At 67.2% G+C, this 26,288-nt stretch carries 25 protein-coding genes; 10 read left to right on the top strand and 15 right to left on the bottom strand.

What is annotated here, in order from left to right; translation table 11 throughout:
• Positions 1-62 precede the first annotated feature (62 nt).
• The gene (gene ssd, locus ACWGCN_RS21090; protein ID WP_452459648.1) at positions 63-1,214 is read right to left on the bottom strand and encodes a septum site-determining protein Ssd; all 1,152 of its coding nucleotides are present in this window, start codon (positions 1,212-1,214) and stop codon (positions 63-65) included.
• Positions 1,215-1,628: 414 nt separating this feature from the next.
• Here ssd and ACWGCN_RS21085 point away from each other — a divergent pair, with 414 nt between their 5' ends.
• Positions 1,629-2,423, top strand: coding sequence for an HAD-IB family hydrolase (locus ACWGCN_RS21085; RefSeq protein WP_378996458.1), 795 nt, complete (start codon positions 1,629-1,631; stop codon positions 2,421-2,423).
• 422 nt (positions 2,424-2,845) lie between these two features.
• Here ACWGCN_RS21085 and ACWGCN_RS21080 read toward each other — a convergent pair whose 3' ends face one another.
• The 6 genes from ACWGCN_RS21080 to ACWGCN_RS21055 all read right to left on the bottom strand — a co-directional run bounded on the left by ACWGCN_RS21080 (position 2,846) and on the right by ACWGCN_RS21055 (position 9,072).
• Positions 2,846-3,592 carry a Fic family protein gene (locus tag ACWGCN_RS21080; RefSeq protein WP_378996368.1) on the bottom strand — a complete coding sequence of 249 codons (747 nt, stop codon included), beginning with the start codon at positions 3,590-3,592 and terminating at the stop codon, positions 2,846-2,848.
• A 10-nt stretch (positions 3,593-3,602) separates the two neighbouring features.
• Positions 3,603-3,767, bottom strand: a complete 165-nt coding sequence (locus ACWGCN_RS21075; protein WP_266297608.1) for a hypothetical protein — start codon at positions 3,765-3,767, stop codon at positions 3,603-3,605.
• Between the two features lie 103 nt (positions 3,768-3,870).
• Positions 3,871-5,565: an ABC transporter ATP-binding protein gene (locus ACWGCN_RS21070; protein WP_452453060.1), complete on the bottom strand. Its 1,695-nt coding sequence runs from the start codon at positions 5,563-5,565 to the stop codon at positions 3,871-3,873.
• Complete coding sequence (locus tag ACWGCN_RS21065) at positions 5,562-6,491, bottom strand: ABC transporter permease (RefSeq protein ID WP_378994305.1); 930 nt, start codon at positions 6,489-6,491, stop codon at positions 5,562-5,564. The genes ACWGCN_RS21070 and ACWGCN_RS21065 overlap by 4 nt, the downstream gene beginning before the upstream one ends.
• Complete coding sequence (locus tag ACWGCN_RS21060) at positions 6,484-7,410, bottom strand: ABC transporter permease (protein WP_378994308.1); 927 nt, start codon at positions 7,408-7,410, stop codon at positions 6,484-6,486. Before ACWGCN_RS21060 ends, ACWGCN_RS21065 begins: the two co-directional genes overlap by 8 nt.
• 63 nt (positions 7,411-7,473) lie before the next feature.
• The gene (locus ACWGCN_RS21055; RefSeq protein ID WP_452459647.1) at positions 7,474-9,072 is read right to left on the bottom strand and encodes a peptide ABC transporter substrate-binding protein; all 1,599 of its coding nucleotides are present in this window, start codon (positions 9,070-9,072) and stop codon (positions 7,474-7,476) included.
• A gap of 388 nt (positions 9,073-9,460) precedes the next feature.
• On the opposite strand from ACWGCN_RS21055, the gene acs reads away from it, so the two are divergent.
• The 4 genes from acs to ACWGCN_RS21035 all read left to right on the top strand — a co-directional run bounded on the left by acs (position 9,461) and on the right by ACWGCN_RS21035 (position 14,380).
• Positions 9,461-11,419, top strand: coding sequence for an acetate--CoA ligase (gene acs / locus ACWGCN_RS21050; RefSeq protein ID WP_452459646.1), 1,959 nt, complete (start codon positions 9,461-9,463; stop codon positions 11,417-11,419).
• 147 nt (positions 11,420-11,566) lie between these two features.
• Positions 11,567-12,796, top strand: a complete 1,230-nt coding sequence (gene nhaA / locus ACWGCN_RS21045; RefSeq protein WP_452459645.1) for a Na+/H+ antiporter NhaA — start codon at positions 11,567-11,569, stop codon at positions 12,794-12,796.
• Positions 12,793-13,320 (top strand): phage holin family protein, encoded by a 528-nt coding sequence (locus ACWGCN_RS21040; protein WP_452459644.1) that lies wholly within the window; start codon positions 12,793-12,795, stop codon positions 13,318-13,320. The genes nhaA and ACWGCN_RS21040 overlap by 4 nt, the downstream gene beginning before the upstream one ends.
• A gap of 55 nt (positions 13,321-13,375) precedes the next feature.
• Positions 13,376-14,380: an alpha/beta fold hydrolase gene (locus ACWGCN_RS21035; protein ID WP_387445915.1), complete on the top strand. Its 1,005-nt coding sequence runs from the start codon at positions 13,376-13,378 to the stop codon at positions 14,378-14,380.
• Positions 14,381-14,658: 278 nt separating this feature from the next.
• On the opposite strand, the gene ACWGCN_RS21030 is transcribed toward ACWGCN_RS21035, so the two are convergent.
• The 4 genes from ACWGCN_RS21030 to nth are packed head-to-tail and all read right to left on the bottom strand — an operon-like array spanning position 14,659 to position 18,017.
• The gene (locus ACWGCN_RS21030) at positions 14,659-15,852 is read right to left on the bottom strand and encodes a MarP family serine protease (RefSeq protein WP_378638738.1); all 1,194 of its coding nucleotides are present in this window, start codon (positions 15,850-15,852) and stop codon (positions 14,659-14,661) included.
• Complete coding sequence (locus ACWGCN_RS21025) at positions 15,849-16,577, bottom strand: NUDIX hydrolase (protein ID WP_378638735.1); 729 nt, start codon at positions 16,575-16,577, stop codon at positions 15,849-15,851. The genes ACWGCN_RS21030 and ACWGCN_RS21025 overlap by 4 nt, the downstream gene beginning before the upstream one ends.
• 40 nt (positions 16,578-16,617) lie before the next feature.
• Positions 16,618-17,262: a TlpA family protein disulfide reductase gene (locus ACWGCN_RS21020; RefSeq protein WP_452459643.1), complete on the bottom strand. Its 645-nt coding sequence runs from the start codon at positions 17,260-17,262 to the stop codon at positions 16,618-16,620.
• Positions 17,259-18,017: an endonuclease III gene (gene nth / locus ACWGCN_RS21015; protein WP_378994498.1), complete on the bottom strand. Its 759-nt coding sequence runs from the start codon at positions 18,015-18,017 to the stop codon at positions 17,259-17,261. Before nth ends, ACWGCN_RS21020 begins: the two co-directional genes overlap by 4 nt.
• A gap of 167 nt (positions 18,018-18,184) precedes the next feature.
• Between nth and ACWGCN_RS21010 the strand changes: the two genes are divergently transcribed.
• Positions 18,185-18,427, top strand: a complete 243-nt coding sequence (locus tag ACWGCN_RS21010) for a hypothetical protein (protein WP_056821920.1) — start codon at positions 18,185-18,187, stop codon at positions 18,425-18,427.
• A 134-nt stretch (positions 18,428-18,561) separates the two neighbouring features.
• Positions 18,562-19,236: a Crp/Fnr family transcriptional regulator gene (locus tag ACWGCN_RS21005; RefSeq protein WP_040703546.1), complete on the top strand. Its 675-nt coding sequence runs from the start codon at positions 18,562-18,564 to the stop codon at positions 19,234-19,236.
• Between the two features lie 170 nt (positions 19,237-19,406).
• On the opposite strand, the gene ACWGCN_RS21000 is transcribed toward ACWGCN_RS21005, so the two are convergent.
• The 3 genes from ACWGCN_RS21000 to ACWGCN_RS20990 are packed head-to-tail and all read right to left on the bottom strand — an operon-like array spanning position 19,407 to position 20,836.
• A complete protein-coding gene (locus ACWGCN_RS21000) occupies positions 19,407-20,201 on the bottom strand; it encodes an MBL fold metallo-hydrolase (protein ID WP_378994320.1) in 795 nt (264 codons plus the stop codon).
• 9 nt (positions 20,202-20,210) lie between these two features.
• A complete protein-coding gene (locus ACWGCN_RS20995; protein WP_211300352.1) occupies positions 20,211-20,672 on the bottom strand; it encodes a RidA family protein in 462 nt (153 codons plus the stop codon).
• A 2-nt stretch (positions 20,673-20,674) separates the two neighbouring features.
• Positions 20,675-20,836, bottom strand: coding sequence for a DUF4177 domain-containing protein (locus ACWGCN_RS20990; RefSeq protein WP_101464811.1), 162 nt, complete (start codon positions 20,834-20,836; stop codon positions 20,675-20,677).
• A gap of 59 nt (positions 20,837-20,895) precedes the next feature.
• Here ACWGCN_RS20990 and ACWGCN_RS20985 point away from each other — a divergent pair, with 59 nt between their 5' ends.
• Positions 20,896-21,933, top strand: coding sequence for an ArsA family ATPase (locus ACWGCN_RS20985; RefSeq protein WP_378994322.1), 1,038 nt, complete (start codon positions 20,896-20,898; stop codon positions 21,931-21,933).
• Positions 21,930-23,063 carry an ArsA family ATPase gene (locus ACWGCN_RS20980; protein ID WP_378994324.1) on the top strand — a complete coding sequence of 378 codons (1,134 nt, stop codon included), beginning with the start codon at positions 21,930-21,932 and terminating at the stop codon, positions 23,061-23,063. Before ACWGCN_RS20985 ends, ACWGCN_RS20980 begins: the two co-directional genes overlap by 4 nt.
• Before the next feature lie 113 nt (positions 23,064-23,176).
• Here ACWGCN_RS20980 and ACWGCN_RS20975 read toward each other — a convergent pair whose 3' ends face one another.
• Positions 23,177-23,500 (bottom strand): WhiB family transcriptional regulator, encoded by a 324-nt coding sequence (locus ACWGCN_RS20975; protein WP_056821932.1) that lies wholly within the window; start codon positions 23,498-23,500, stop codon positions 23,177-23,179.
• Positions 23,501-23,872: 372 nt separating this feature from the next.
• Here ACWGCN_RS20975 and ACWGCN_RS20970 point away from each other — a divergent pair, with 372 nt between their 5' ends.
• The gene (locus ACWGCN_RS20970; protein WP_387445917.1) at positions 23,873-26,251 is read left to right on the top strand and encodes a penicillin-binding protein; all 2,379 of its coding nucleotides are present in this window, start codon (positions 23,873-23,875) and stop codon (positions 26,249-26,251) included.
• Positions 26,252-26,288 lie beyond the last annotated feature (37 nt).

The following is a 26,288-nucleotide window of genomic DNA, read 5'->3' as shown; positions in this document are numbered from 1 at the left end:
GCCGGCTCCGTCCATCCGAAGGGCCGCACGACGGATGGAGCGCCGGGCGCTGACGGGGGTAGTCATCCCTCGGCTCCGACCATGGCGAGGACAGCGTCGGCGGCGTCGCGCAGGGGGCCACGCCGGCGGACGCTCAGGCCACCGCGTTCGAGACGGGAGGCGAGGCCGGCCTGCCCGCGCACCGCGGCGAGAAGGGGCAATCCGAGAAGTTCGGCGACTTCCGCGCCGCGCAGTCCGCCGGGCGCGGGACCACGAACGACCAAGCCGCGGTTGGGGTTTCGTTCTCCGAGATAGGCCGACACGACTTCGGCCGCGGCGATGGAGCGCAGTCGGGCCGGTACTACGAGGACGACCAGATCGGCGGCGTCGAGCATCGCGTCGGCCGCCGGGCCACGCTCACACGACACATCACAGACCACGAGATCTCCTGCGTCCCTGCCCGATTCGATGACCGCACGGACCGCCGCCGGCGCCAGCCCGACGAACGCGTGCCCCACGGAAGCCGAGTCGGGCCGTGATCGCCCGGGACCCACCCCGGTGGCGGGTCGCGCTCGGCCGCAGGACAACACCGCCAAGCCGGGAGCCCCGACGGGCAACGCGTTGTGCAGCGCCGCAGCCGACACCCGTCCGTCCTCGATGATCAGGTCCGGCCAGCGCAGGCCCGGCACGTTCTCCATGCCCAACACCAGATCTATCCCACCGTCGAGCGGGGCACCGTCGATCAGCACCGTGTCGCGACGCACCCGCCGCGCGGCCCCGCGCAGCGCGGTCGCCGCGGCGAGCGTGGATGCGCCGGCACCTCCTCCCGCGCCGACCACCGCGACGACTATCCCTTCACCCGTGCGGGATTCGGCGTGTTCGGCGAACTGTTCGACCAGTGCGACAGCCGCCGAGGGCAATGCGACAACACGTTCGGCACCCACCGCCGTCGCCGCTTGCCAGTCGGGCACGGCAGGTTCCCCCTCGGTGACCAGGACGACGCCCGCCCGCCGCGGGAATCCGCCGACGGCGGCGGCAACAGCGGCGGCGGTATCGAGGATGACCATGCCTGCCCCGGCCCACGCATGCCTGCCGACCGGCATCACCCGTTCCTCGGTGACGCGCTCGGCGGCCGCCGCGACTCGACGCACCTCCGCGCGCAGCCGTTCATCACGCACGAGCACTAGAGCGGGCGCGATCTGTGGCGGGCCACCGCGCATCGGGACTGGGTTCATGCGACTCAGCGTTGCCGAGCGAGGAGTTCATCAACACCCCGAAAACACCGATTGTGGATAACTCGGGGGTGTGGAGAACTTTGACGATCGTCCTGAAAATAGAGGACGGCCCCAGCCGGGGGGGAGGAGGCTGGGGCCGTCGGGTTCAGCCCCGGGGGGTCGGGCTGAACGCGCCTGGACTAAGTCCAGGTGCCAGCAATACTACACCCACCCCCTGCCGCGGGCGCAAGTAGCATTCGCCGACATTCTTCGGCGATTCGCGCCGCCCGGCGTCCCCGGGGCAAACCCTTTTCCACGGTGCGGGCAGTCGATCCTGCGGTGCGCGCAGGTCGTGCCTATCCTGTTGACGTGACGCCAGAACGCGACCAGACCTCGCCTACGGACACAAGTCTCGGCAAAACGGGCCGAGCCCCGGTGCCGGGCGGGCGCGTCGCCGCGTTCTTCGACCTCGACAAAACGGTGATCGCGAAGTCGAGCGCTTTCGTCTTCAGCAAACCGTTCTACGCGCAGGGTCTGCTCAACCGCAGAGCCGTGTTGGAGAGCAGCTACGCACACTTTTTGTTCCTGCTTTCCGGTGCAGATCACGACCAGATGGAACGGATGCGGGCAAACCTCGCCAACATGTGCGCGGGCTGGGATGTGGAGCAGGTGAAAACCATTGTGGCCGAGACTCTTCACGATCTGGTCGACCCGCTGATCTACGCCGAGGCCGCCGATCTGATCGCCGATCACAAGATCCGCGGCCACGATGTGGTGATCGTCTCGGCCTCCGGCGAGGAGATCGTCGGACCGATAGCTGAGGTGCTCGGCGCCTCGCACACCGAGGCGACCCGGATGGTCGTCGAGGACGGCAAGTACACCGGCGATATCGAGTTCTACTGCTACGGCGAGGGCAAGGTCGCCGCCATCGAGAAGCTCGCCGCCGAGCAGGGCTACGACCTGTCGCGGTGCTACGCCTACTCCGACTCGGTGACCGACGTGCCGATGCTGAGCGCCGTAGGCCACCCGACCGCGGTGAACCCCGACCGTGCGCTGCGCAAGGAGGCGGCCAGCCGCGGCTGGCCGGTGCTCACGTTCTCCAACCCGGTGTCGCTGTGGTCACGATTCCAGGCGCCGTCGACCACCACTGTCGCCGCGACGGCGGCCGTCGGACTGAGCGCGATCATCGCCGGCGCGATCAGCTACCGACTGCTCCGCAAACGACGCTGACCGGCCGCTTGCAGCACGAATCTCCGAGTGACACGCCGAATTCATCGGGATTCGGTTATGCCCGCGAAACCCTTGATGTGAGTGCCATCACAGTGTAAGAATGGAGTCACGGAAGGACGGAAGGCCAAGACGGAGCCGGAAGAGAAGGTTTCGCCTCCCATCCCACCCTTCCCAGCACGGACACCAGGCACCCACGCGGAGCGCGCCGCGACAAGGCCGAAAGAGTTGTGGGCCTGCGAAATTCGAGCCAACGTCGGCGAACGCCTCGCACAGGTTGCGGGGATGAACCGGCGGGGCTGGGATGATCGCCGAGGCCACCGAACACAACCCACCCTGCACGCTTGGTAACCGGGTGTTCCGTGCTAGCGGGCGGTGAGGTCGAGCAATCGACAACGCCGCCCGTTTCGATGTGTACGGCCGGTTCAGCCGGCCGCGGCGTCGGCGATCGAGTTCGCCTCGCGGGCCCCGTCTTCCAACGCGCCCGCGCAGAACAGCACCCAGCCACCCACGCCCTCCGCGGTGCCCATGCCGAATCCGGCGGCCGCGTCGAGGTAGGCCTGTCGGCGGCGCAGCCAGAACACTTCGGGCACGCCGAGGCTGTGCGGGTCGAGTCCGCTGGATACCGCGACCAGTCGCGAGGCAGCGCGCGCGACGACACCGTCACCGGTGCCGAACGGGCGCAACGACAGCAGCTCGCCGTGCACGATCGCCGCGATCACCGGGGCGGGCGCCTTGCTCGACTGGACGGTTTGCGTGAGCATGTCGAGCCGCTCGGCGACGCCGGGTGTCGAGCGCGGGCGACCGAGTTCCTGCCCGTCGGTCACCAGGTCGGCGGCGGCGAGCAGGTGCAACCGGGCCAGCGCCTGCAGGGGCGCGCGCCGCCAGGTGCCGACGAGATTGGTGAGCGCGTCGCCGTCGAGCGCCTGACCCACCCGCAACGCGCCGGCCAGCACCGGGTCACTGACCTGACCGTCGGCGGGCAGGTCGGTGCTCGCGCCTTCGATGGCCGCCGAGGAGCGGGCGGCCCGCACGGCGGCTTCGGCGGCGGTGGTCGCCCAGCCACGCCGGTTCGACTTGTGCCGATGCACGGCCGCGAGCGCGTCGCGCGCCTTGTCGGCGGCCTCGCGCACGCCGGGCAGGTCGACCAGGGGCTGGAGCGGATCAGTCACGGCATGGAGGTTACCGCTCGTACAGTGCGGCCCCCACGGTCACATACAACCCGCGCACCGTCGGCCAGCTGCGATCCGGCCACGGCACCTCGGCGAGCCGCTTGGCTGCCGGGGTCACCGCCCTGCGCCGCCGCGCTTCCCGCTCGGCCAGCCGTTCAGCATCGATTCGATCCACCGGCGTCTCCAACCCCGCGATCCAACCCGCACCACCTCGGACGAATCCACGCTACGCCGATGAGCCGGGCTATCGAAGAGTTTCGAGAGCCCGGCCGGCACCCTTACCCCGTGAGCAGCTCGCGACCAGGAATCGCCTCGAGCAATGCCCGTGTGTACTCCTCGCGCGCAGATGCGAACACCTCGTCCGTTGTGGCCGCCTCCACCACCTTCCCCTCGCGCATGACCAACACGTTGTCCGCGATCTGCCGAACAACCGCCAGGTCGTGAGTGATGAACAAATACGTCAGCCCCAGTTCGGCCTGGAGGTCGTTGAGCAAGGTGAGGATCTGAGCCTGGACCAGGACGTCCAGCGCCGAGACCGCCTCGTCGCAGACCACCATCTCGGGCGAGAGGGCCAGCGCGCGGGCGATCGCCACCCGCTGACGTTGCCCGCCCGACAACTCGTTGGGATAGCGCCGCAGCACCGACGCAGGCAGCGACACCTTGTCGAGCAGGTCACGCACCACCGCTTCGCGCTCGGCGGGAGTACCGATCTTGTGCACCCGCAGCGGTTCCTCGATCGTGCGGAAGATCGAGTACATCGGATCGAGCGAGCCGTAGGGATTCTGGAAGATCGGCTGCACCCGCCGCCGGAAGGCGAACGCGCCCTTGCTGTCGAGCTTCGCGACGTCCTTGCCGTCGAACTCCACGGTGCCCGACGTCGGTTCGAGCAGGCCGAGCACCATCTGCGCGATGGTCGACTTGCCGGATCCCGACTCACCGACGATCGCGGTGGTGGTGCCGCGACAAACCGTGAAACTCACCTCGTCGACGGCCACGAAGTCCGTGGACAGCCACGGCCGCTTGCCACGAATCTTGAACGCCTTGGACAGGTTTCGCACATCGAGCACGGTGTCGGGCAGTGCGTCGGATGCCTTCTCGGCGACAGCCACTTCGACAGCCTGCGCGCGCACTTCGGCCCGCTGCCGCGACGACGACATCCGCGATGCCGCCAGCGACGGCGCCGAGTTCACCAGCTTCTTGGTGTACGCGTGCTGCGGATCGCGCAGAATCTGCAGTGCGGGGCCGGATTCCACCACCTTGCCGCGATACATCACCACCAGGTGCTCGGCCCGTTCCGCGGCGAGGCCGAGGTCGTGGGTGATCAGCAGCACCGCGGTCCCCAGCTCGGTGGTGAGCTGTTCGAGATGGCCGAGGATCTGGCGTTGCACCGTGACGTCGAGCGCCGAGGTCGGCTCGTCGGCGATCAGCAGTTTCGGCCTGCACGACAGGCCGATCGCGATGAGCGCGCGCTGGCGCATACCACCGGAGAACTCGTGCGGGTACTGGTTCACGCGGCGTTCGGCATCGGACATACCCGCCTCGGCCAGCAGTTCCACCGCGCGTTCGCGGGCCGCGGCGCCGGTGGCGATACCGTTGGCCACCAGGGTTTCCCGAATCTGGAAGCCGATCTTCCACACCGGGTTCAGGTTCGACATCGGGTCCTGTGGAACCAGGCCGATGCCGTTGCCGCGGATGGCGACGATCTCCTTCTCCGACGCTTTCGTCAGGTCCTTGCCGTCGAACAGGATCGAACCGCCGGTGACCCTGCCGGTGCCGGGCAGCAGGTTGATGATGGCGTGCGCGGTCGTGGACTTGCCCGAGCCGGATTCGCCGACGATGGCGACGGTTTGCCCGGGGTAGACGGTGAGGCTCACGCCGCGGACGGCGGGGATCTCCTTGCCGTCGGAGGTGAAACCGACGTCCAGGTCCCGGATTTCGAGCAGGGGCTCGGGCGCGGATTTGTCGAGGCTCATCGGGTGCGCTCCTTCGGATCGAGCGCGTCGCGCACCGCGTCGCCGAGCATGATGAAGCTCAGCACGGTGATGGCCAGCGCGGTCGCCGGATAGAACAGGATCGGCGAGGTACGGATCTCGGTCTTGGCGCGGTCGATATCGGCGCCCCAGGACACGATGCTCGGCGGCAGACCGACGCCGAGATAGGACAGCGTCGCCTCGGTGACGATGAAGACTCCGAGCCAGATGGTGGCGACCACGATCAGCGGACTCGCCGAGTTGGGCAGCACGTGTTTCATCAGCGTGCCCAGACGCGACACGCCCAGCGCCTTCGCGGCGGTGACATATTCGCTGTTCTTGGCCTCGATCACCGCGCCACGCGTGATGCGCGCGGCCTGCGGCCAGGTGAAGGCCACCAGGATCGCGACGACCGTCATGATCCCCGCGGGCCGCAGCAGCTGCAGCAGCACGATCGCGGCCAGCACCATCGGAATGGCGTAGAAGATCTCGGCGATGCGCGAGACGATCGTGTCGAGCAGCCCACCGTAGAAACCGGAAATCGCGCCGAGGATGCCACCTACCAGCAGGAACAGCATCGCCGATGCGATGCCGACGCTCACCGACGCACGCGCGCCGTAGACGGTGCGGGCATAGACATCACAACCCTGCTTGTCGAAGCCGAACGGATGACCCTCGCGCGGGCCGTCCATGCCGAACTCCCCCAGGCACAACCGCGGGTCCTGGCTGGTGAACAGCGACGGCCACACCACCACGAGCATGACGAACACGATCAACACCACCGAGACCAGGAACACGGGGTTTCGGCGCAGCCGCCGCCACGCGTCGCCCCAGATGCTGGTCGGGGTGCCCTGGTCCAGGACACGGTCGGTGGCGAGCACCTCCACCTCGTCGGCGGGGGCCACGAAATGCTGTTGCTTGTCATGCATAGCGGATCCTCGGGTCCAGTGCGGCGTAGAGCAGGTCGATCACGAGGTTGACGATCAGGAACACCACCACCAGCACCGTCACGAACGACACCACCGTGGGTGGCTCGCCGCGGATGATCGCCTGGTACATGGTGCCGCCGACGCCGGGAATGTTGAAGATGCCCTCGGTGACGATCGCACCCGCCATCAACGCGCCGAAATCGGCGCCGAGAAAGGTGACGACCGGGATCATCGAATTCCGCAGAATGTGCACGCTCACCACGCGTCGGCGCCCGAGCCCTTTGGCCGTCGCCGTGCGAACGAAGTCGGCGGATTTGTTCTCCGCCACCGAGTTTCGGGTCAGCCGCAGTACATAGGCGAACGACAGCGAGCCGAGCACGAACGCGGGAACGATCAACTCGCTCAGGCTCGCTTTACCCGTGACAGTAACCGGGGCGATCCCCCATTTCACACCCAGAAAGAATTGCGCGAGATAACCGACGACAAACACCGGCAGCGCGATGATCACCAGGCTCGCGATGAGCATGGTCGAATCGAAGAGCTTGCCCTTTCGCAACCCGGCGATCATGCCGAACAAAATGCCGAACAGGCCTTCGATGAACACGGCGAGAAACGCCAGCCTGATGGTGATCGGGAAGGCGCGTTCGAGTTCTTCGCGGACCGGTCTGCCCGAGAAAGAGGTGCCGAAATCTAAAGTCAGAATCCCCTTCAAATAATGCAGGTACTGCACGATGAAAGGCTGATCGAGGTGATACCGGGCGCGCAGTACCGCCTCGGCGGCCGGCGTCAACTGTTTCTCGCCGGCCAGCGCCTTGATCGGGTCACCCGGAATCAGAAAGACCATTGCATAGATGAGCAGCGTCGCGCCCAGGAATACCGGGATCATCTGGAGCAGACGCCGAACTACGTACCAAGCCATCGTTTCCTCCGAAAACGACCGGGGCCGAGCCACTTCGCAGTGGCCCGGCCCAGCTGTCGAGTTCTATTTCTCGATGTTCTCGAAGTCGAACAGGCCGTTCCAGGTGAGCTCGGCCTTGGTGACCTTGTCCGAGCGACCCGCGTTGGCGACGTAGTCGAACACTGGGATGTCCGCCATCTCCTTGATCATGATCGCCTGCGCTTGCGCGATCAGCTTGTAGGAATCCGCCTGTGTGGGGGCGGCGAGGGCGGCGTTGAACAGCCGGTCCACCTCGGGATTGTTGTAGTTGACGTTGTTGGTCTCGGAGAAGCTGTAGTACTGCGAACTGAGGAACTGCATCATCGTGGGGTAGTCGCCCTGCCAGCCATAGCGGAACGCGGTACCGATCGTCTTGGCGTTCACCGCGTCGCGAATGTTCTTGAACGTCGGCATCGGGTTGGCGACCGCGTCGATGCCGAGGGTGTTCTTCACGCTGTTGGCGACAGCTTCGATCCAGGCCTGGTGGCCGCCGTCGCTGTTGTAGGTGATCTGGTACTGACCCGACCACGGCGATATCGCGTCGGCATGCGCCCACAGTTTCTTGGCCTGGTCGGGGTTGTAATCGAACACTTCCGCACCCGGCAGGTTCGCGTCGTAGCCGGGCAGGGTCGCGGCGGTGAAGTCGCGCGACGGCGTGCGCGTGCCGTTGAAGATCTTGTCGATGATCTGCGGGCGGTTGATCGCCATCGAGATGGCCTTGCGGCGCAGAATGCCTTCCTCGCCACCGAAATGCGGCACGGTGGTCTGGATGCCGATGTGCTGGTTCTGCGCGGTCGGCTTGGTGATGGCACGGTCGCCGAGATCGCTCTCGTACGTGGTGATCGCGCTGTCGGGAATGGTGTCGAGTGTGTCGAGATTTCCGGCCTGCAGATCCGCGTACGCGGTGTCGTAGGACTGGTACATCACGAATCGCAGGCCCTTGTTCTTGGCCGGGCGGCCACCGGGATAGTCCGGGTTGGGCGTGAGATCGATCTTCACGTTGTGTTCCCACGAACCGAACGCGTAGGGACCGTTGCCGATCGGCTTCTCACCGAATGCCTTCATATCCTTGAAAGCGGCATCGGGCAGCGGATAGAACGGCGCGTAGCCGAGCGCGCTCTCGAAGTCGATCGAGGGCGACTTCAACTCGACGGTGAAGGTGCGGTCGTCGACAACCTTCAAGCCCGACATCGTCTTGACGGTGGGATTCTCGGCACTCACCTCGTCGAACCCGGCAATCGGGCTGTACACGTAACTCTGCAGCTGCGCGTTGTCGGCGAGTGCGCCGTAGTTCCACGCGTCGACGAAGGATTTCGCGGTGACCGTGGTGCCGTCGGTGAACTTCCAATTCGGCTTGATAGTGATCTTGTACGACTTCCGATCAGCCGTCTCGATCTTCTCGGCCACCTCGTCGTGGGCCTCACCGCTGGCGTCGTAGTACTTCAGCCCGGCGAACAAACGGTCGACGACGCGGCCGCCCATGTTCTCGTTGGTATTGCTGGGCACCAACGGATTCTGCGGCTCGCCCGCATTGGTGGTGACGATGCTCGAATCAGCACTGTCGTCGGACGAGCACGCGGTGAGACCGAGGCTTGTGGCCGCCAGTCCCGCCGCGACCAGCGCGGTCGCTCTGATGAATCTCAACGCTCTCTCCCGGTTCAATTCCGTGGCTAACGGTCGGAGGTTAGCGGCTCCGGCTGGATTTTTCAGCGATCCGAGCCATTTTCAGTTCACATGTATCAGTACGGTTACTCGCTGGAAACGCAGGAAAAATTGCCGAGCCCCTCGCTCTCGGCAGAAAAATATGAACAAATATCGGGAACGCTCAGCTGAACCGTTGAGTAAAAACGATAGCTCGCGACCGTCCGGTCTGTCCGGCGAAGTCATCGGATGAACTAGCCCTATTGACCGCCGCGAAACATCGTCACGACAACGGGACACGCCGTCGCGGGTCAGTTGGCTACTGTCTAGACAGCTGGGCCGCACCCCGGCGACCGACCCGACCGCACCAGGCATGTGAGGCTGAACCGACGTGACCGAAACTGCTGCAGGACACCAGGACTCGTTTCCGCCCAGTGCGGAATTCGCCGCCGTCGCCAACGCGGACGCCACGCTCTACGACCGTGGCGAGACCGACCGCGACGGCTTCTGGACCGAACAGGCCAACCGGCTGCACTGGCACAAACCCTTCACCGAAGTACTCGACTGGACCGACGCGCCGGTCGCGCGCTGGTTCGGCGACGGCGAGCTCAACGTCGCCTACAACTGCGTCGACCGCCACGTCATCGACGGACACGGCGACCAGGTCGCTATCCACTGGGAAGGCGAACCCGGCGACTCGCGCGACATCACCTACCGCGAACTGCTGGAGGAGGTCTCGCGAGCGGCGAACTATCTGACCGAGCTCGGACTGGCGGCAGGCGATCGCGTCGCCGTCTACATGCCGATGGTGCCCGAGGCGATCGTGTCGATGCTGGCGTGCGCGCGGCTGGGACTCACGCACTCGGTGGTGTTCGCGGGCTTCTCGCCGAGCGCGCTGCGCCAGCGGGTCGACGACGCCGAGGCCCGACTGATCATCACCACCGACGGACAGTGGCGGCGCGGCAAGCCCGCACCGCTCAAGGAGGCCGTCGACGAGGCGCTGGCCGCCAAGGGCGACGTGCCGTCGTCGGTGGAGCACGTGCTCGTGGTGCGCCGGGTCGGCACGGAGGTGCCGTGGACCGACGGTCGCGATCTGTGGTGGCACGAAACCGTCGCCGCCGCTTCACCTTCCCACGAAGCACAGCCCTTCCCCGCCGAACACCCGCTGTTCATCCTCTACACCTCCGGCACCACCGGAAAACCCAAGGGCATCCTGCACACCACCGGCGGATACCTCACCCAAACCGCCTACACCCACCACAACGTCTTCGACCACAAAGCCGGAGACGACGTCTACTGGTGCACCGCCGACATCGGCTGGGTCACCGGACACAGCTACATCGTCTACGGCCCCCTCGCCAACCGCGCCACCCAGGTCGTCTACGAAGGCACCCCCAACTCCCCCGACGAACACCGCCACTTCCAGATCATCGAGAAGTACGGCGTCACCATCTACTACACCGCACCCACCCTGATCCGCACCTTCATGAAATGGGGTCGGGAGATCCCCGACGCCCACGACCTGAGCACCCTGCGACTGCTCGGCTCCGTCGGCGAACCCATCAACCCCGAAGCCTGGCGCTGGTACCGGGAAGTCTTCGGCGCGAACAAGACTCCCATCGTCGACACCTGGTGGCAGACCGAGACCGGCGCCATCATGATCGCGCCACTGCCCGGCGTCACCGCGGCCAAACCGGGCGCCGCGATGGGCCCGCTGCCCGGCATCTCCGCGACAGTCGTCGACGAAGAGGGCAAACCGGTGCAGCTCGGCGAAACCGAGGCCAACGGGTACCTCGTGCTGGACAAGCCGTGGCCGTCGATGCTGCGCGGCATCTGGGGCGATATGGATCGCTACCGCGCCACCTACTGGGAGCGCTACGCCGAGCAGGGATGGTACTTCGCGGGCGACGGGGCCAAGCTCGACGCCGACGGCGACCTGTGGGTGCTCGGCCGGGTCGACGACGTCATGAACGTCTCCGGACACCGCATCTCCACCGCCGAGGTCGAGTCCGCGCTGGTGGGGCATCCAGCCGTCGCCGAAGCGGCGGTGGTCGGCGCCACCGACGCGACCACCGGACAGGGGATCGTCGCGTTCACGATCCTCACCGGCGAGGCCGCGGCGTCGGCGGGGCCCGAACTGGTCGCCGAGCTGAAGGCGCAGGTGTCCAAGGAGATCAGCCCGATCGCGCGGCCACGCGAAATCCACATCGTGCCGGAACTGCCCAAGACCCGCAGCGGCAAGATCATGCGCAGGCTGCTGCGCGATGTCGCCGAAGGGCGCGAGCTCGGCGACACCTCCACGCTGGTCGATCCGGGCGTTTTCGAGGCCATTCGCACCGGGAGCAACTGACGCGCCCCGGCCGGTGACCTCAAATGTCACCGGCCGGGTCCGTTAGGATCGAGTAAAGGTGTGCCGGGAAGTCTGGTCGGCATGCGGTCGTGAATCCGAGTCGATGAGCGCCCGCAGTTCTGTCGACCTCTGCCGGAAGGCTTGCCCTTGATCACGCGCGTCCGCTCCGAGCTCACCCGCTATCTCCGCACCGAAACCGTCGGCGGTGCGCTGCTGCTCGTGGCCGCCGCGGTAGCCCTGATCTGGGTGAACTCGCCGTGGGGCGCGAGCTACCAGACGATGATCGACACCCACCTCGACATTCCCGCACTACACCTCGACCTCACCCTGGCCGACTGGTCCAAGGACGGTCTGCTCGCGATCTTCTTCTTCGTGGCCGGGCTCGAGCTCAAACGCGAGTTCGCCGTCGGCGAGCTACGCGACCCGAAACGGGCCGCGCTGCCGGTCGTCGCCGCGGTGGGCGGTGTGATCACCCCGGCCGTGATCGCGCTGGTGGTGGGCCACGGCGTGCCCGGCATGGACAAGGGCTGGGCCATTCCCGTCGCCACCGATATCGCCTTCGCGCTCGCGATCCTGGCGATGACCGGTTCGCGGATCCCCACCAGTGCGCGGGTGTTCCTGCTGAGCCTGGCCGTGGTCGACGATCTGCTCGCCATCGTTCTCATCGCGGTGCTGTTCACCGCCTCGCTGTCGCTGCTGTGGCTGGCCGCCGCCTTCGCCTGCTGCGGAGTGTGGGCACTGGCCCAGAAGCTGCGCCTGCACACGCCGCTGTTCTATATTCCGGTCGCGCTCGTGTGCTGGTACGCGCTGCACGAGGCGGGCATCCATCCGACGCTGGCCGGCGTCGCACTCGGGTTGCTCACCAGGGTCCGCAAGGATCCCGGCGAGAAGATCGCGCCCGCGACGCACCTCGAGCATGTGGTGCAACCGATCTCGGCCGGCTTCTGCGTACCGGTGTTCGCGCTGTTCGCCTCCGGTGTGCCGCTCGACGGCGCAGTGTTCGGATCACTGTTCACCGACCGGCTCGCGCTGGCGATCCTCCTCGGGCTCTTGCTCGGCAAAACCATCGGAATCTTCGGTGTGAGCTGGGTCGTTATCAAACTCGGCTGGGCGAAACGCCCAGCCGGACTGGAGTATCGCGACATGTTCGCCCTGTCGGTACTCGGCGCGATCGGGTTCACCGTTAGCCTTCTCGTGGCGGAACTCGCGCTCGCCGACGTCGGCGACGATGCCATCGATCTTGCCAAGGCCGCCGTTCTGGTGACCTCGATGGCAGCATCGCTGATCGGATCGGCGCTACTGTTGCGCCGAGGACGTGTGCACCAGGCGCGCCGCGATGCAGACCAGTTACCACAGGGAGAAGGGTCGACGAAGTGAGTTACACCCAAGGCGGAAATGACGGTCGGACGGTCACTTCGATCCCGTTGACCGACGCCAATCCGCCCGGATCGGCGAGCATCGGCAGCCTCGTGCGCGATGCCACCGAGCAGATGTCGACACTGGTGCGCGCCGAGGTGGCGCTGGCCAAGGCCGAGGTCACCGGTGAGATCAAGAAGGGCCTCACCGGCAGCGTCTTCTTCATCCTCGCGCTGACAGTGCTGCTGTTCAGCTCGTTCTTTTTCTTCTTCTTCCTCGCCGAGCTGCTCGACATGTGGCTGTGGCGCTGGGCCGCGTTCCTGATCGTGTTCCTGCTGATGGTGCTCACCACTGTCCTGCTGGCCTTGCTCGGCTGGCTCAAGGTACGGAAGGTGCGCGCGCCGGAGAAGACGATCGGTTCGCTCAAGCAGGCCGCCGAGGTGCTGCCCGCCGCGTTCACCCACCGCGACGCGGCCGACACGCACGCGGCCATCGGATCCAGTGGTGCGGGCGCCACGTCGCTGGAGAAGTCGAGCAACCGATGACGCGCCGGGCGGGCCCGGTCGCAACAGCCGGACCCGCCCACTAGGCTCGATCGGCGTGTCGTCCAATTCATTCCCGGATCCCTCCAGCGTCCGTTTCGACGGACCGTGGACCCACCGGGACGTGCACGCCAACGGAATCCGCTTCCACGTCGTCGAAGCAGACGTCGCCGAAACCGACGGTGCGGACCGCCCCGAGGCGCCCCTGGTGCTGCTGCTGCACGGTTTCGCCGATTTCTGGTGGTCGTGGCGGCATCAGCTGACCGCGCTGGCCGGCCACGGGTATCGCACCGTCGCCGTCGACCTGCGCGGCTACGGCGATACCGACAAACCACCGCGTGGCTACGACGGCTGGACCCTCGCAGGCGACATCGCCGGCCTGGTCCGGGCGCTCGGGCACACCGAGGCCACGCTCGTCGGCCACGCCGAAGGCGGACTGGTCTGCTGGGCCACCGCGGTGCTGCATCCGCGACTGGTCCGCTCGATCGCGCTGGTCAGCTCGCCGCATCCCGCCGCGCTCAAGAGCGCCGTGCTGCGCGATCCGGCCCAACGGGCGACCTGGCTGCCCGATTTCCTGCGGTATCAGCTGCCGCGCTATCCCGAAAACCTGCTCACCCGACGTGGTGGCGCCGAGGTGGAGCGCCTGCTGCACGATCGGGTCGGTGAATCCTGGTCGCGCAGTGCGGAATTCGTCGAGACCGCGTCGCGGATGCGGCATGCCATCCGGATACCGGGGGCCGCGCACAGTGCGCTGGAGTATCAGCGCTGGGCGTTTCGCAGTCAGTGGCGACCGGACGGTAAGCGGTTCATGGCCACGATGCGCACCCCGATCGACATCCCGGTGCTGATGCTGCGCGGCGAGCACGACTCGTATCTGCTCGACGCCACGTTCCGGCGCGGGGAGTCGTTGTCACCCCATCGGACGCTGGTCTCGATTCCGCGTGCGGGGCACTACGCCCATCAGGAGAACCCCAGCCGGGTCAACGAGGCGCTGACCGCGCACTGGCGCGAGCAGAACGGTGTGAACGGGTCGCCGCCGCACGACGACTTGGTTTCGCCGTAGTTTCGGAGCGTCGGCGCGCAATGGGTCTGGCCTTTGGGTAGACGTATCGGGTTCGACCGGGTCCGGGTTAGTTGGAGGCTGTGTTTTTGGAGCGCTGGCGCGCTCGAGCGGGGCCCCTGAGGCCCCGATCTTCCCTCCCTACGGGTACTCCTTCGTCGCACCCTTCGGTCAGTCCAGATCGGGGCGGGCCCCTTGGGGTAGAGACATACAGCGACTACCGGGCCCAGGCGGTGTGCGCCGTGGGTCGACGTACCTCTGGCTACCCGGGGACTGGGTGATCAGCTCAGTACGCAGGCGCCCGTGTTGACGGGGGTGCTGCTCGGGGCGGCTGCGGCCAGTTCGGACGCGACCTCGTGCAAGGTGAGGACGTAGCCGGTGTCGTCGTCGGTGACCGCCGCGCCGAAGACCACGCCGAGGAGCTGGCCCTCGGCGTCGACCAGCGGGCCGCCGGAGTTACCCGCGCGGACCTGACCGCGCACCGTGTAGACCTCACGCTCGACGGTGCCGTCGCGGTGGATGGTCGGGCCGGTGAGGTCGAGGGTCTCGCGGACACGGGCCGCGCTGGCGGTGTACGGGCCGCCACCGGGGTAACCGAGCACGATCGCGCTCTCGCCCGAACTCGCGGGCTCAGGGGCCTGGGGCAGCACGGGGGCGGTCAGACCGGGGACGGCGAGGACCGCGATGTCCTTGGACGGGTCGAACAGGACCACGGTGGCGTCTAGCGCACCACGGGCCGTGTCGACCGACACCGTGTTGGTGCCCGCGACGACGTGCGCGTTGGTCATCACGCGTTCCGGCGCGACGATGAAGCCGGAACCTTCGAGCGCCCGCTGGCAACTGGGTGCGGTGCCGCGGATGCGCAGCACGCTCTGCTGCAGCGACGCCGCAACCGGGCTGGCCAGCACCGAGGGATCCGGCGGTTCGACGGCGGCGATCGGCGCTCGGCCGAACGGGCCGATCACATCGGGCAAGCCCGACGTGTCGAGCAGCTTGGAGAATTCGTTGGGAACCTTGCGCAACCAGTCCGGCGCGACCGAGTTGACGTCGGCGAGCACCTTCGACCCGTTGATCGCGGCGGCGACAGCGGGCTGGGACGCGGTGGCCAGCGGCAACGCGAGCAGCCAGGCCGCGACCAGCACGGTCACCGCCTGCAACACCGCACCGACAACACTGTCCACGCTGCGGGCGACCGGCTGGCGGATGCTGGTGCGCGCGGCCCGGCCGAGCACCATGCCCGCCACCTCACCGACGATCACCAGCAGCACGATCAGCAGGATGCCGCCGAGTACCCGGCTGCGACCCTCACTGAGGTGCTTGAGGATGTGCGGTGCGATCAGAATGCCCGCGACCGCGCCCAGCGCGACGCCGAAGAACGCCAGCGCCGACGCCACCGCGCCCTGCCGCCAGCCGGTGGACGCCGCGACCAGCGCGATCAGTACCACCGCGATGTCGAGCCATACCGAGGCGGTCACAGGGTCATTCCGACCGCAGCCAGCGAGCTCTCCAGGTCACGCACGTCGCCCCGATCCCAGTTTCGTTCCCAGCCAGCGGATTTGATGATGCCGGCGAGAATACCGCCGGTGAGTCCCCACACCAGCATGCCGTCGACCTGGAACGCGGGGCTCTGGTAGCCGAGACTGCCACGCACCATGAATCTGTGTGCCGGATCGAGCAATTCGGTGAGCGGCACACGCACGACACGCTCGGTTTCGCCCTGATCGACGACGCGGACCGCGCTGGGTGCTCGCCAGTAGCCGAGCACCGGGGTCACGTCGAATTTCGACGGCGGAACGAACAGTTTCGGCAGCAGCGCGAACGGCTGGACACCGGCCGGGTCGAGTCCGGTCTCCTCCGCGGCTTCGCGCAGGGCGGTGCCGACCGGGCCGTCGTCGCCGGGATCCTCGGCGCCGCCGGGGAACGCGATCTGGCCGCGGTGCTGGCGCATGGTCGAGGCACGCTGAGTGAGCAGGACGTCGGCGTCGGCGGGCAGGCCCCCTGGCACCGACTCATCGGCGTCGGGCGAGCCGCCGAACAGCACGAGGACAGCGGCCTGGCGTGGCCTGCCGGTGATCGACATGGCCCGGCGCAGGGCGCGGGAAGTAGCGAGCGTGTCGTCGGCGTCGGGGCCGCCGGATCTGATCGCGGTGCGCAACCACGAGGGAACGCCGGAATCGTCGAGCCTCGCTACATCGTTCACGCCATCGCCTTCGATCCACACGCCACTGTTACGTCCTCTGTCATACCGTGACCCCGAGCTTCGCGGATACCGTATCCGCGATGTCGGCCACGTCGGCAAACGTACGCACCTCCACGCTCGCGATGGTGCCGTCGGCCCGCACGAGCACCGAGACGGGCAGCACCGCGGGCGCACCGACCGCACTGCGCACGGCGGCCTGCGGATCCTCGACGCCGGGCAGGGTGATGCCGAGTCCGGTCAGCCGAGACAGCGCCTTCGCCTCGTCGGGATCGCTGTGCACGGTCATGACCGTGAGTGCCGAGCCCGCCCGCTGCGCGAACTCCTGGAGATGCGGCAACTCGGTGGCGCAGGGTCCACACCAGTAGGCCCACAGGTTGAGCAGCGCGGGCTTTCCGGCGAGCGCCGCGGCGAGATCGACGGGCGAGCCGTCCGCCAGACAGCTCACCTGGAGACCGGCCAGCGGCCCCGATCCGGACGCGGACGCGGGCGACGGGCAGGGTTGGGACCCCGCCGCCGCTCGTTCCTCGGCCGACACGCCCGATGTCTGTTGCGATGTCTGCGCAACGACGCCGGTGGTCTGCGAACCCTCACGCGGCCACAGCGCCACCGTGGCGGCGACCACCAGGATCACCGCGGCGAGCACCCAGCGCACAGCGGGCCGCCGTAGCAGCGAAGCTTCGCTCACAGGCCGACCATGTTCAGCAGGTGATCGCGCTCCGGGCCCTTCACCAACTCCGCGGCCACCGCCGGGTCGGTGGGGCCGAGCCCGAACGACGGGCAGTCGCCGGCGAGCATGCACGCGCCGCAGGCCGGCTTGCGCGCATGGCACACCCGACGCCCCTCGAAGATCACCCGGTGCGAGAGCATCGTCCAGTCCTTGCGCTCGAACAGCGCGCCGACCGCGTGCTCGACCTTGACCGGATCCTCCTCGTCGGTCCACTTCCAGCGACGCACCAACCGGCCGAAATGGGTGTCGACGGTGATACCGGGCACATCGAACGCGTTGCCGAGGATGACGTTGGCCGTCTTGCGCCCGATCCCGGGCAATTTCACCAATTCGTCCAGAGTGTGAGGCAATTCACCGTCGTATTTTTCGACCAGCGCCTGGCCGAGGCCGATCAGCGAACTGGTCTTGTTCCGGTAGAAGCCGGTGGGCCTGATGTATTCCTCCAGCTCCACCCGGTTGGCCTGCGCGTAGTCGTAGGCACTGCGGTACTTCGCGAACAGGGCGGGAGTGGTGAGGTTCACCCGGACGTCGGTGCACTGGGCGGACAGGATCGTCGCGACGGCCAGTTCCAGCGGAGTGGTGAAGTCGAGCTCGCAGTGCGCGTCGGGGAACGCCGCGGCGAGCGTGCGGTTCATGCGGCGGGCGCGCCGGACCAGTCCGATCCGCGTTTCCGCAGCTATCGCACGGTTCTTGCGTTTGCGAGCGGCCGAGATGCCGGTGGGTACGGCGGCCGAATCCGCTGCCGGATCGGCATCGCCGGCGGCGGCGGGGGCAGGGGAAACGGGCACCGCTTCACCATACGGAACCACTACGACAACATTGCCCGGCCAGTTTGCCCGCTGTGTTCCATCTGAGACCTGGACCGTGTTTACTGCCAGTCATGCAAGGACTCGCTGTGGTGCTCTTCCCAGTGCTGTTGATGCTGTTCGCGCTGGGGATGGAGCGGGTCGAGAATCGGCTCCGAAAGCTTCTCGAACCCGACGAAGAGGTTCAGCAGTACCTGGACAACGCCAGCAACGCCGAAGTGAAAGAGCTGACGAAGCTCGGCCTGCCCGCCGCCGTGGCGCGCGTGCGCAAGCGCCGTTCCCGTACCTCCGAATTGGATGTCGCACGGGCGAGCTAAACGATCGATTCTCAACGCGCAATCCACTCTTTACGTGGTGTCTGTCACTGCGGTGCCGGAATGCCGCGTAGACTGCGCGGTTGGTCGATTCGCTCGACCAGGTTCGCAAGCCATATCCCATAAGGAGCACATTCGTGGACGAGGCCCTCGCCAGAGCAGGCATCTTCCAAGGCGTCGAGCCCACCGCGGTGGCCGCGCTCGCCAAGCAGCTGCAGCCCGTAGATTTTCCGCGCGGCCACGTCATCTTCAACGAGGGCGAACCCGGCGATCGGCTGTACATCATCACGACGGGCAAGGTGAAGATCGGCCGGCGGTCCCCGGACGGCAGGGAAAACCTGCTGACCATCATGGGTCCGTCCGACATGTTCGGTGAACTGTCGATCTTCGACCCGGGCCCGCGTACCTCGACCGCAACCACGGTCACCGAGGTCCGCGCCGTGACGATGGACCGCGACGCACTCAAGTCGTGGATCGATCAGCGCCCTGAGATCGCTGAGCAGCTGCTGCGCGTGCTGGCACGACGCCTTCGCCGCACCAACAACAACCTCGCCGACCTGATCTTCACCGACGTGCCAGGTCGCGTCGCCAAGGCGCTGCTGCAGCTCGCACAGCGCTTCGGCACCCAGGAAGCGGGCGCGCTGCGCGTGACCCACGACCTGACCCAGGAAGAGATCGCCCAGCTGGTCGGTGCTTCCCGGGAAACCGTCAACAAGGCGCTCGCCGACTTCGCTCATCGCGGATGGCTGCGCCTCGAGGGCAAGAGCGTGCTGATCTCGGATTCCGAGCGTCTGGCACGTCGCGCTCGCTGACGTTCGAACACCTGCCGTCCCGGTATGACGGGACCGTTGATGCGTGTGGGCTCACGAGGAGAGGGCCTCGTCCACACCACCGCGGTTTCGTTGTGCCGGGACATCGGCCGTTGTCTGCCTGACACCGGTCGATCGCCGACACGGCAAGCGCGTCGGCGATCGACCGGTGTTCAGTTCTGTTCGGCCCGCAGGTATTCCAGCTGTGCCTGCACGGAACTGCGCGCGGCGGGCCACAGCCGTTTGTCCACGTCGGCGTACACCTTGCGGACCACCGCGAGAGCGCCCGCGCCGGGACCCAGTTCGACCAGCGCGGCCCGCACCTGGTCGAGCCGCTCACGCCGGTGATCGAGGTAGTACTGCGCCACCGGCGCAGCATCGGGGTGGTCGGGCCCGTGCGCGGGCAGCAATGCCTTACCCGCGCCCAGCTCACGCAGCTTTTCCAGCGACGCGAGGAAGTTCGCCAGCGCGCCCGGCGCGGATTCGAGCACCGTGGTGCCGCGGCCGAGGACCGTGTCACCGGTGAGCACCGCGTCGTCGAGCAGCAGGCTCACCGAATCGGTGGTGTGTCCCGGCGTACCGAGCACCGTGATCCGCAGGCCGGCGGCCTCGATCACCTCGCCGTCCACCAGCGGCACGACCGCGCCACGCAGATACGCCGGGTCCACCGATCGCACCGGCGTCCCGGTGGCTTTCACCAGGTGATCGATGCCGCCGGTGTGATCGTGGTGGTGATGGGTGATCAGCGTCAACGCGATCCGGCCGCCGGTGGCCTCGACGATGTCGGCGGTGTGTTTCTTGTCCTTCGGTCCCGGATCGACGACCACATAGGAATCGCTGTCCGGGCCACGCAGCAGCCAGGTGTTGGTGCCGTCGAGCGTCATTTGATTGGGGTTGTCGGCCAGTAGTACCGATGCCGTCGCAGTGACCGGCCTGACCTGGCTGTACGCGGGATGTTCCAGTGCCATGACGGCTGCCTATCCGACCTCGACGATCAATTCCACCTCGACGGGCGTGTTCTTGGGCAGTTCCGAGACGCCGACGGCCGAGCGCGCGTGCACGCCCGCCTCGCCGAACACCTCACCGAGGAACTCCGACGCACCGTTGATCACGATCGGCTGATCGCTGAATCCGGGCGCCGAGGCGACGAATCCGACGACCTTCACGATCCGCACCACCTGGTCGAGCCCGACCAGGTCGTGCACGGCCGCGAGCGCGTTCAACGCGCACAGCCGGGCGGCCTCCTTGGCCTGCTCCACATCCACCTCGGCCCCGACCTTGCCGACCGCCGACAATTCACCGTCGACGAAGGGCAGCTGGCCGGAGGTGTACACCAGCGAACCGGTGCGCACGGCGGGAATGTAGGCCGCGACAGGAGCGGCGACCGGCGGCAGGGTGACACCGAGCCGGTCGAGCGCGTCCTTCCACGCGGTGGCCACGGCTACTTCTGCCGCTTCAGGTAGGCGACGTGCTGTTCGCCGGTCGGTCCGGGCAGCACCGAGACCAGCTCCCAGCCGTCGGACCCCCACTGGTCGAGGATCTGCTTGGTCGCGTGCGTCAACAGCGGCACGGTCGCGTACTCCCACAGGGTGACTTCACTCATGGTGTGAGTTTAGGGCTCACCCCGAACGCCTGGGCGAAACGGGTTATAGGCTCGGCGGCGTGGGAGCACCAACAGCAGAGCCGGTTTCGTCGGTTCCCGAACCGTCGACCGGATGGCCACAGCGCGCGGCCAAGGCCCGCTTGCACTACGTGACCGGCAAGGGAGGCACCGGCAAGTCGACCGTTTCGGCCGCACTCGCACTCGCGCTCGCCGCAGGGGGACGCAAAGTGCTGCTGGTCGAGGTCGAGAGTCGCCAGTCCATCGCGCAGTTGTTCGATCGGCCACCGTTGCCGCCCACCGAGACCCATATCGCCAGCGCCGACGGCGGTGGCGAGGTGACGGCACTGGCTCTGGACATCGAGTACGCGTTCCTCGAGTACCTCGACATGTTCTACAACCTCGGCTTCGCGGGGCGGGCGATGCGCCGGATGGGCGCCATCGAGTTCGTCACCACGATCGCGCCCGGTCTGCGCGACGTGATCCTCACCGGCAAGATCAAAGAGTGTGTGGTCAGGGTCGGCAAGGACGGCAAACCCGCCTATGACGACATCGTCGTCGACGCGCCGCCGACCGGCCGGATCGCCGGCTTCCTCGACGTCACCACGGCCATGGCCGAGATCGCCAAGGGCGGTCCGATCGCCTCGCAGGCCGAAGGCGTGTCCAACCTGCTGCATTCCGATCAGACGATGATCCACCTGGTGACGCTGCTCGAGGCGCTGCCGGTGCAGGAGACCGCCGACGCGATCGCCGAGCTCACTGCCGACGATCTGCGGATCGGCACGGTGATCGTCAACCGGGCGGCCACCGCCGAACTCACCCCGGCTCAGCGCGACACGGCCGTGGCGGGCGAACTCGACACCGCCGCGGTCGCCGCCGACCTGGCGAAGGCAGGCATCACCCTGTCCGAATCGGACTTCGACGGCCTGATCGCCGAAACGGTCGACCATGCGATCGTGCTGACCGCGCAGAACGCGAGTGCCGCCGAACTGGCGCAGATCGACGTCCCCCAGCTGTCCCTGCCCGCCCTCGGCGACGGCATCGACCTGGGTGGCCTCTACGAACTGGCCGAACAGCTATCCGCGCAGGGAGTCCGATGAGCGAGCACGTTTCCACCCCGCCCGCGCTGGATGTCTCGCAGATCATCGCCGACCCGAGTGCCCGCGTGATCGTGTGCTGCGGGTCCGGCGGCGTCGGTAAGACCACCACCGCGGCCTCGATCGCGCTGCGGGCGGCCGAATCGGGTCGCAAGGTGGTGGTGCTGACCATCGATCCGGCGCGCAGGCTGGCGCAGTCGCTGGGCGTGGCCGAACTGGACAACACCCCGCAGCGCGTGGAGCTGGGTCCCGAGGTGCCCGGTGAACTGCACGCGATGATGCTGAACATGCGCCGCACCTTCGACGACATGGTGCTCGAGCACACCAGCGCGGACAAGGCCGAGCAGATCTTCGCCAACCCGATCTATCAGACGGTGGCGTCGTCGTTCGGCGGCACGCAGGAGTACATGGCGATGGAGAAGCTCGGCCAGCTGGCCGCGCGCAAGGAGTGGGACCTGATCGTGGTCGACACTCCCCCGTCTCGCAACGCGCTCGATTTCCTCGACGCGCCCAAGCGGCTCGGCACCTTCCTCAACGGCAAGATGATCCGGTTGATCATGGCGCCGGGACGCGGTGTCGGCCGGATCGTCACGGGGGCGATGAGCCTGGCGATGCGCGGGGTGTCGACGATTGTCGGCGGGCAGATGCTCAAGGACGCCTCGACGTTCCTGCAATCGCTGGAATCGCTGTTCGGTGGGTTCCAGGACCGGGCCGAGCGCACCTTCGCGATGCTGTCCAAGCCCGGTACCCACTTCCTGGTGGTCGCCGCGCCCGAGCCGGACGCGTTGCGCGAGGCATCGTTCTTCGTCGACCGGCTGTCGACCGAGAAGATGCCGCTGGCCGGTCTGGTGCTGAACCGGACCCATCCCGCGTTGTCGGAGCTGTCGGGCGACCACGCGCTGACTGCCGCCGACCAGCTGGCTGATTCGAACCCGCTGACCGCGTCGGTGCTGCGCATCCACGCCGATCGGGTGTCGACGGCGGCGCGGGAGCGGCGGCTGCTGCACCGCTTCACCGGTGCGCACCCGCGGGTGAAGATCGTCTCGGTGACCGCGCTGCCCTTCGAGGTCTCGGATCTCGAAGCACTGCGCGCCGTCGGCGATCAGCTGACCGGTACCCCGGCTTCGGCCTGATCGATTCAGACAAATCCGCTATAGCTCACAATCCGGTAACACTCACCAACGGCGCCGATTCCGCAAACCACGCGGTCTCGGCGCCGTTTGTGATAACGGTCCGGTCTCGTCTGCTAGATAGCTACCTGGTGCTGGCGCTGGGCGTTGAAGAATTCAGCCCACGACGTCACGTCGGGATGCTGTTTGAGCAGCGCACGCCGCTGCCGCTCGGTCATCCCGCCCCACACACCGAACTCGACGCGATTGTCGAGGGCGTCGGCACCACACTGCATCAGCACTGGGCAGTGACGGCAGATCGTTGCCGCCTTGCGCTGCGCCGCACCGCGAACGAACAGCTGATCAGGGTCCACTTCCTTGCATCGCGCCTGGGCAACCCAAGCGATCCTTGCCTCGGCCTGCTCTACATCCAGTCGAGCGATGGGGGTTGTGATGTGCATTTGATGTGCCCCTTTGCAGTCCGAACACCGTTGTGCGGCGCTCCAGAATCGCGAGCGCGGATCACAGCAACCCAACTACCGCTGCGTCCCGCACCACATTCCACTTTGAGTGTTAGCTCTATCACACTGGGTTCTCAATCTAGGTAAAGGTATGGCGGTTACGCAAGACCGCCCCCCGATTTTTTGGTACGGGCGTCCATTCAAATCGGGCCAGAACCGCGCAGTAGTGCTGATCACCGGCGTGGCCGGTCGCGACACGCCGATGTGATCATTTTGTTGACACGCCCGAGCAACCCCCCTGGCACCGCCCGGACATTCCCCGTCGAGCAGCACAGCCGTGAACCTCACCACCCCACCCTCTAGTCTGGGATCGTGCCGATCACTCAAACGCTCGCGAGGCTGGCCGGCAGCTGCGCGCTGGCCGCCGTGCTTGTCGCTGGGCTGTTGTTCCCCTTGGCCGGTGGATTCGGATTCATCTCCAACCGCGCCGCCGACGCCGTCGACAATGTCTCCGCCGAACTGGTGGAGGGCACGGTCCCCGCCGTGTCGACGATGGTCGACGCGAACGGGTCGCCGCTGGCGTGGCTCTACGAGCAACGCCGCTTCGAAGTACCGAGCGACAAGATCTCCAACAACATGAAGCTGGCGATCGTGTCCATCGAGGACAAGCGCTTCTCCGACCACAAGGGCGTGGACTGGCAGGGCACGCTGCGCGCGTTCCTCACCAACACCTCCTCCGGTGCCGTGCAGCAGGGCGCGTCGACCCTGGACCAGCAGTACGTGAAGAACTTCAACCTGCTCGTGGTCGCCAAGACCGACGCCGAACGCCGCGCCGCGATCGAGACGACACCGGCGCGCAAGCTGCGCGAGATCCGGATGGCGCTCACGCTGGACCGCGAACTGTCCAAGGACGAGATCCTCACCCGCTACCTGAACCTGGTGCCCTTCGGCAACGGTTCCTACGGCATCCAGGACGCCGCGCAGACCTACTTCGGTATCGACGCGTCCCAGCTCAGCATCACCCAGTCGGCGATGCTGGCGGGCATGGTGCAGTCCAGCTCCAAGCTGAACCCCTACACCAACGTGGCCGGCGTCACCGACCGCCGCAACACCGTGCTCGACACGCTGATCCAGAACATCCCGCACCGCGCCGAGGAGTTCCGCAAGGCCAAGGCCGAACCGCTCGGCGTGCTGCCCGAACCCAAGGGCCTGCCGCGCGGGTGCATCTCCGCCAACGACAAGGGCTTCTTCTGCGACTACGCGCTGCAGTACCTGGCCGAGGCCGGGATCAGTCGCGAGCAGATCGACAAGGGCGGCTACCTGATCAAGACCACACTCGATCCGGTGCTGCAGGAATCGGTGAAGCGTTCGGTGAACGAGCAGGCCAACCCCGACCTCGACAACATCGCCGAGGTGATGTCGGTGGTCGCGCCCGGTCAGGATTCGCACCCTGTCCTCGCGATGGCGTCGAGCCGCACGTACGGCCTCAACCGCGACGCCAACGAGACGCTGCTGGGCCAGCCGTACTCGATGGCCGGTGACGGCGCGGGCTCGATCTTCAAGCTCTTCACCACCGCCGCCGCGATGGAGAAGGGCCTCGGCATCGCCGCCCAGGTGGACGTCCCCGGCACCTACGCCGCCAGGGGCATGGGCTACTCGAACTCGCCGGGCTGCCCGGCCGACTCGTGGTGTGTCAAGAACGCGGGCAACTACCCGGGGTCGATGTCGGTGACCGACGCGCTGGCGACCTCGCCCAACACCACCTTCGTGAAGATGATCCAGGACGTGGGCGTCTCGTCCGCGGTGGACATGGCCGTGCGCCTGGGCATGCGGTCCTACACCAACCCCGGCACCTCCGGGCACGGCAACTCGAGCCTGGCCGACCACATCAAGAACAACAACATGGGCTCGTTCACCCTCGGCCCGTTCGCGATCAACCCGCTCGAACTGACGAACGTGGCCGCCACGCTCGGCTCGGGCGGCAAGTGGTGCCCGCCCTCGCCGATCAAGGAGGTCGTCGACCGCAGCGGCAAGACCGTTCCGCTCACCCAGCAAGCCTGTGAGCAGGTGGTCGACCCGGGTCTGGCCAACACCCTCGCCAACGCGATGAGCAAGGACGACGTCAGCGGTACCGCCGCGGGCGCCGCGCGCGCGGCCGGGTGGTCGGCACCGATGTCGGGTAAGACGGGCACCACCGAGAGCCACCGCTCCTCGGCGTTCCTCGGCTTCACCAACGCGCTGGCTTCGTCGGTCTACGTCTACGGCGACAGCCCGACCCCCGGCGAGATCTGCTCGTTCCCGCTGCGCAACTGCGGCGCCAGCGATGCCTCCGGCCTGTTCGGTGGTAACGAACCGGCCCGCACCTGGTTCAACGCCATCAAGCCGTTGATGGATCGGTTCCCGCCGCCGGGCCTGCCGCCGGTGGACGACAAGTACGTCCGCGGCGCGAACAACTCCCAGGTCCCCGATGTGGCGGGCAAGTCGCAGGGCGAGGCCACCTCGATCCTGTCCGGCGCCGGCTTCCAGGTCTCCGCGGTGACGGGCGCCGGTTCGCAGGCCAAGGGCACGGTGATGGGCAGTTCGCCGAACGGCTCGGCCATTCCGGGCTCGGTGGTCACGATCTACATCAGTGACGGCACCGTCCGGGTGCCCGCGCCGACGACTCCCCCGCCCGCCGCGCCGGCACCGGTGATTCCGGGGCTGCCGCAGATTCCGCGCCTGCCACCGATCCCCATCCCGGTGCCGCGCTAGTCACACGACAAAGGCCGCCGTCCGATTCGGACGGCGG

This window comes from Nocardia sp. NPDC055050 (genome assembly GCF_053608345.1).
Note: the sequence above shows the minus strand (reverse complement) of the source record. Positions and strands in the feature narration are given on the sequence as shown.

Bases quoted from the DNA above. Each gene is read 5' to 3' on its own strand.
- ACWGCN_RS21010 (WP_056821920.1), top strand. From the start codon at position 18,185: ATGCAAGGACTCGCTGTGGTGCTCTTCCCAGTGCTGTTGATGCTGTTC.
- ACWGCN_RS21070 (WP_452453060.1), bottom strand. From the start codon at position 5,565: ATGAGCCTCGACAAATCCGCGCCCGAGCCCCTGCTCGAAATCCGGGAC.
- ACWGCN_RS20980 (WP_378994324.1), top strand. From the start codon at position 21,930: ATGAGCGAGCACGTTTCCACCCCGCCCGCGCTGGATGTCTCGCAGATC.
- ssd (WP_452459648.1), bottom strand. From the start codon at position 1,214: ATGAACCCAGTCCCGATGCGCGGTGGCCCGCCACAGATCGCGCCCGCT.
- ACWGCN_RS21065 (WP_378994305.1), bottom strand. From the start codon at position 6,491: ATGCATGACAAGCAACAGCATTTCGTGGCCCCCGCCGACGAGGTGGAG.
- ACWGCN_RS20975 (WP_056821932.1), bottom strand. From the start codon at position 23,500: ATGCACATCACAACCCCCATCGCTCGACTGGATGTAGAGCAGGCCGAG.
- ACWGCN_RS20990 (WP_101464811.1), bottom strand. From the start codon at position 20,836: ATGAGTGAAGTCACCCTGTGGGAGTACGCGACCGTGCCGCTGTTGACG.
- ACWGCN_RS21000 (WP_378994320.1), bottom strand. From the start codon at position 20,201: ATGGCACTGGAACATCCCGCGTACAGCCAGGTCAGGCCGGTCACTGCG.
- ACWGCN_RS21060 (WP_378994308.1), bottom strand. From the start codon at position 7,410: ATGGCTTGGTACGTAGTTCGGCGTCTGCTCCAGATGATCCCGGTATTC.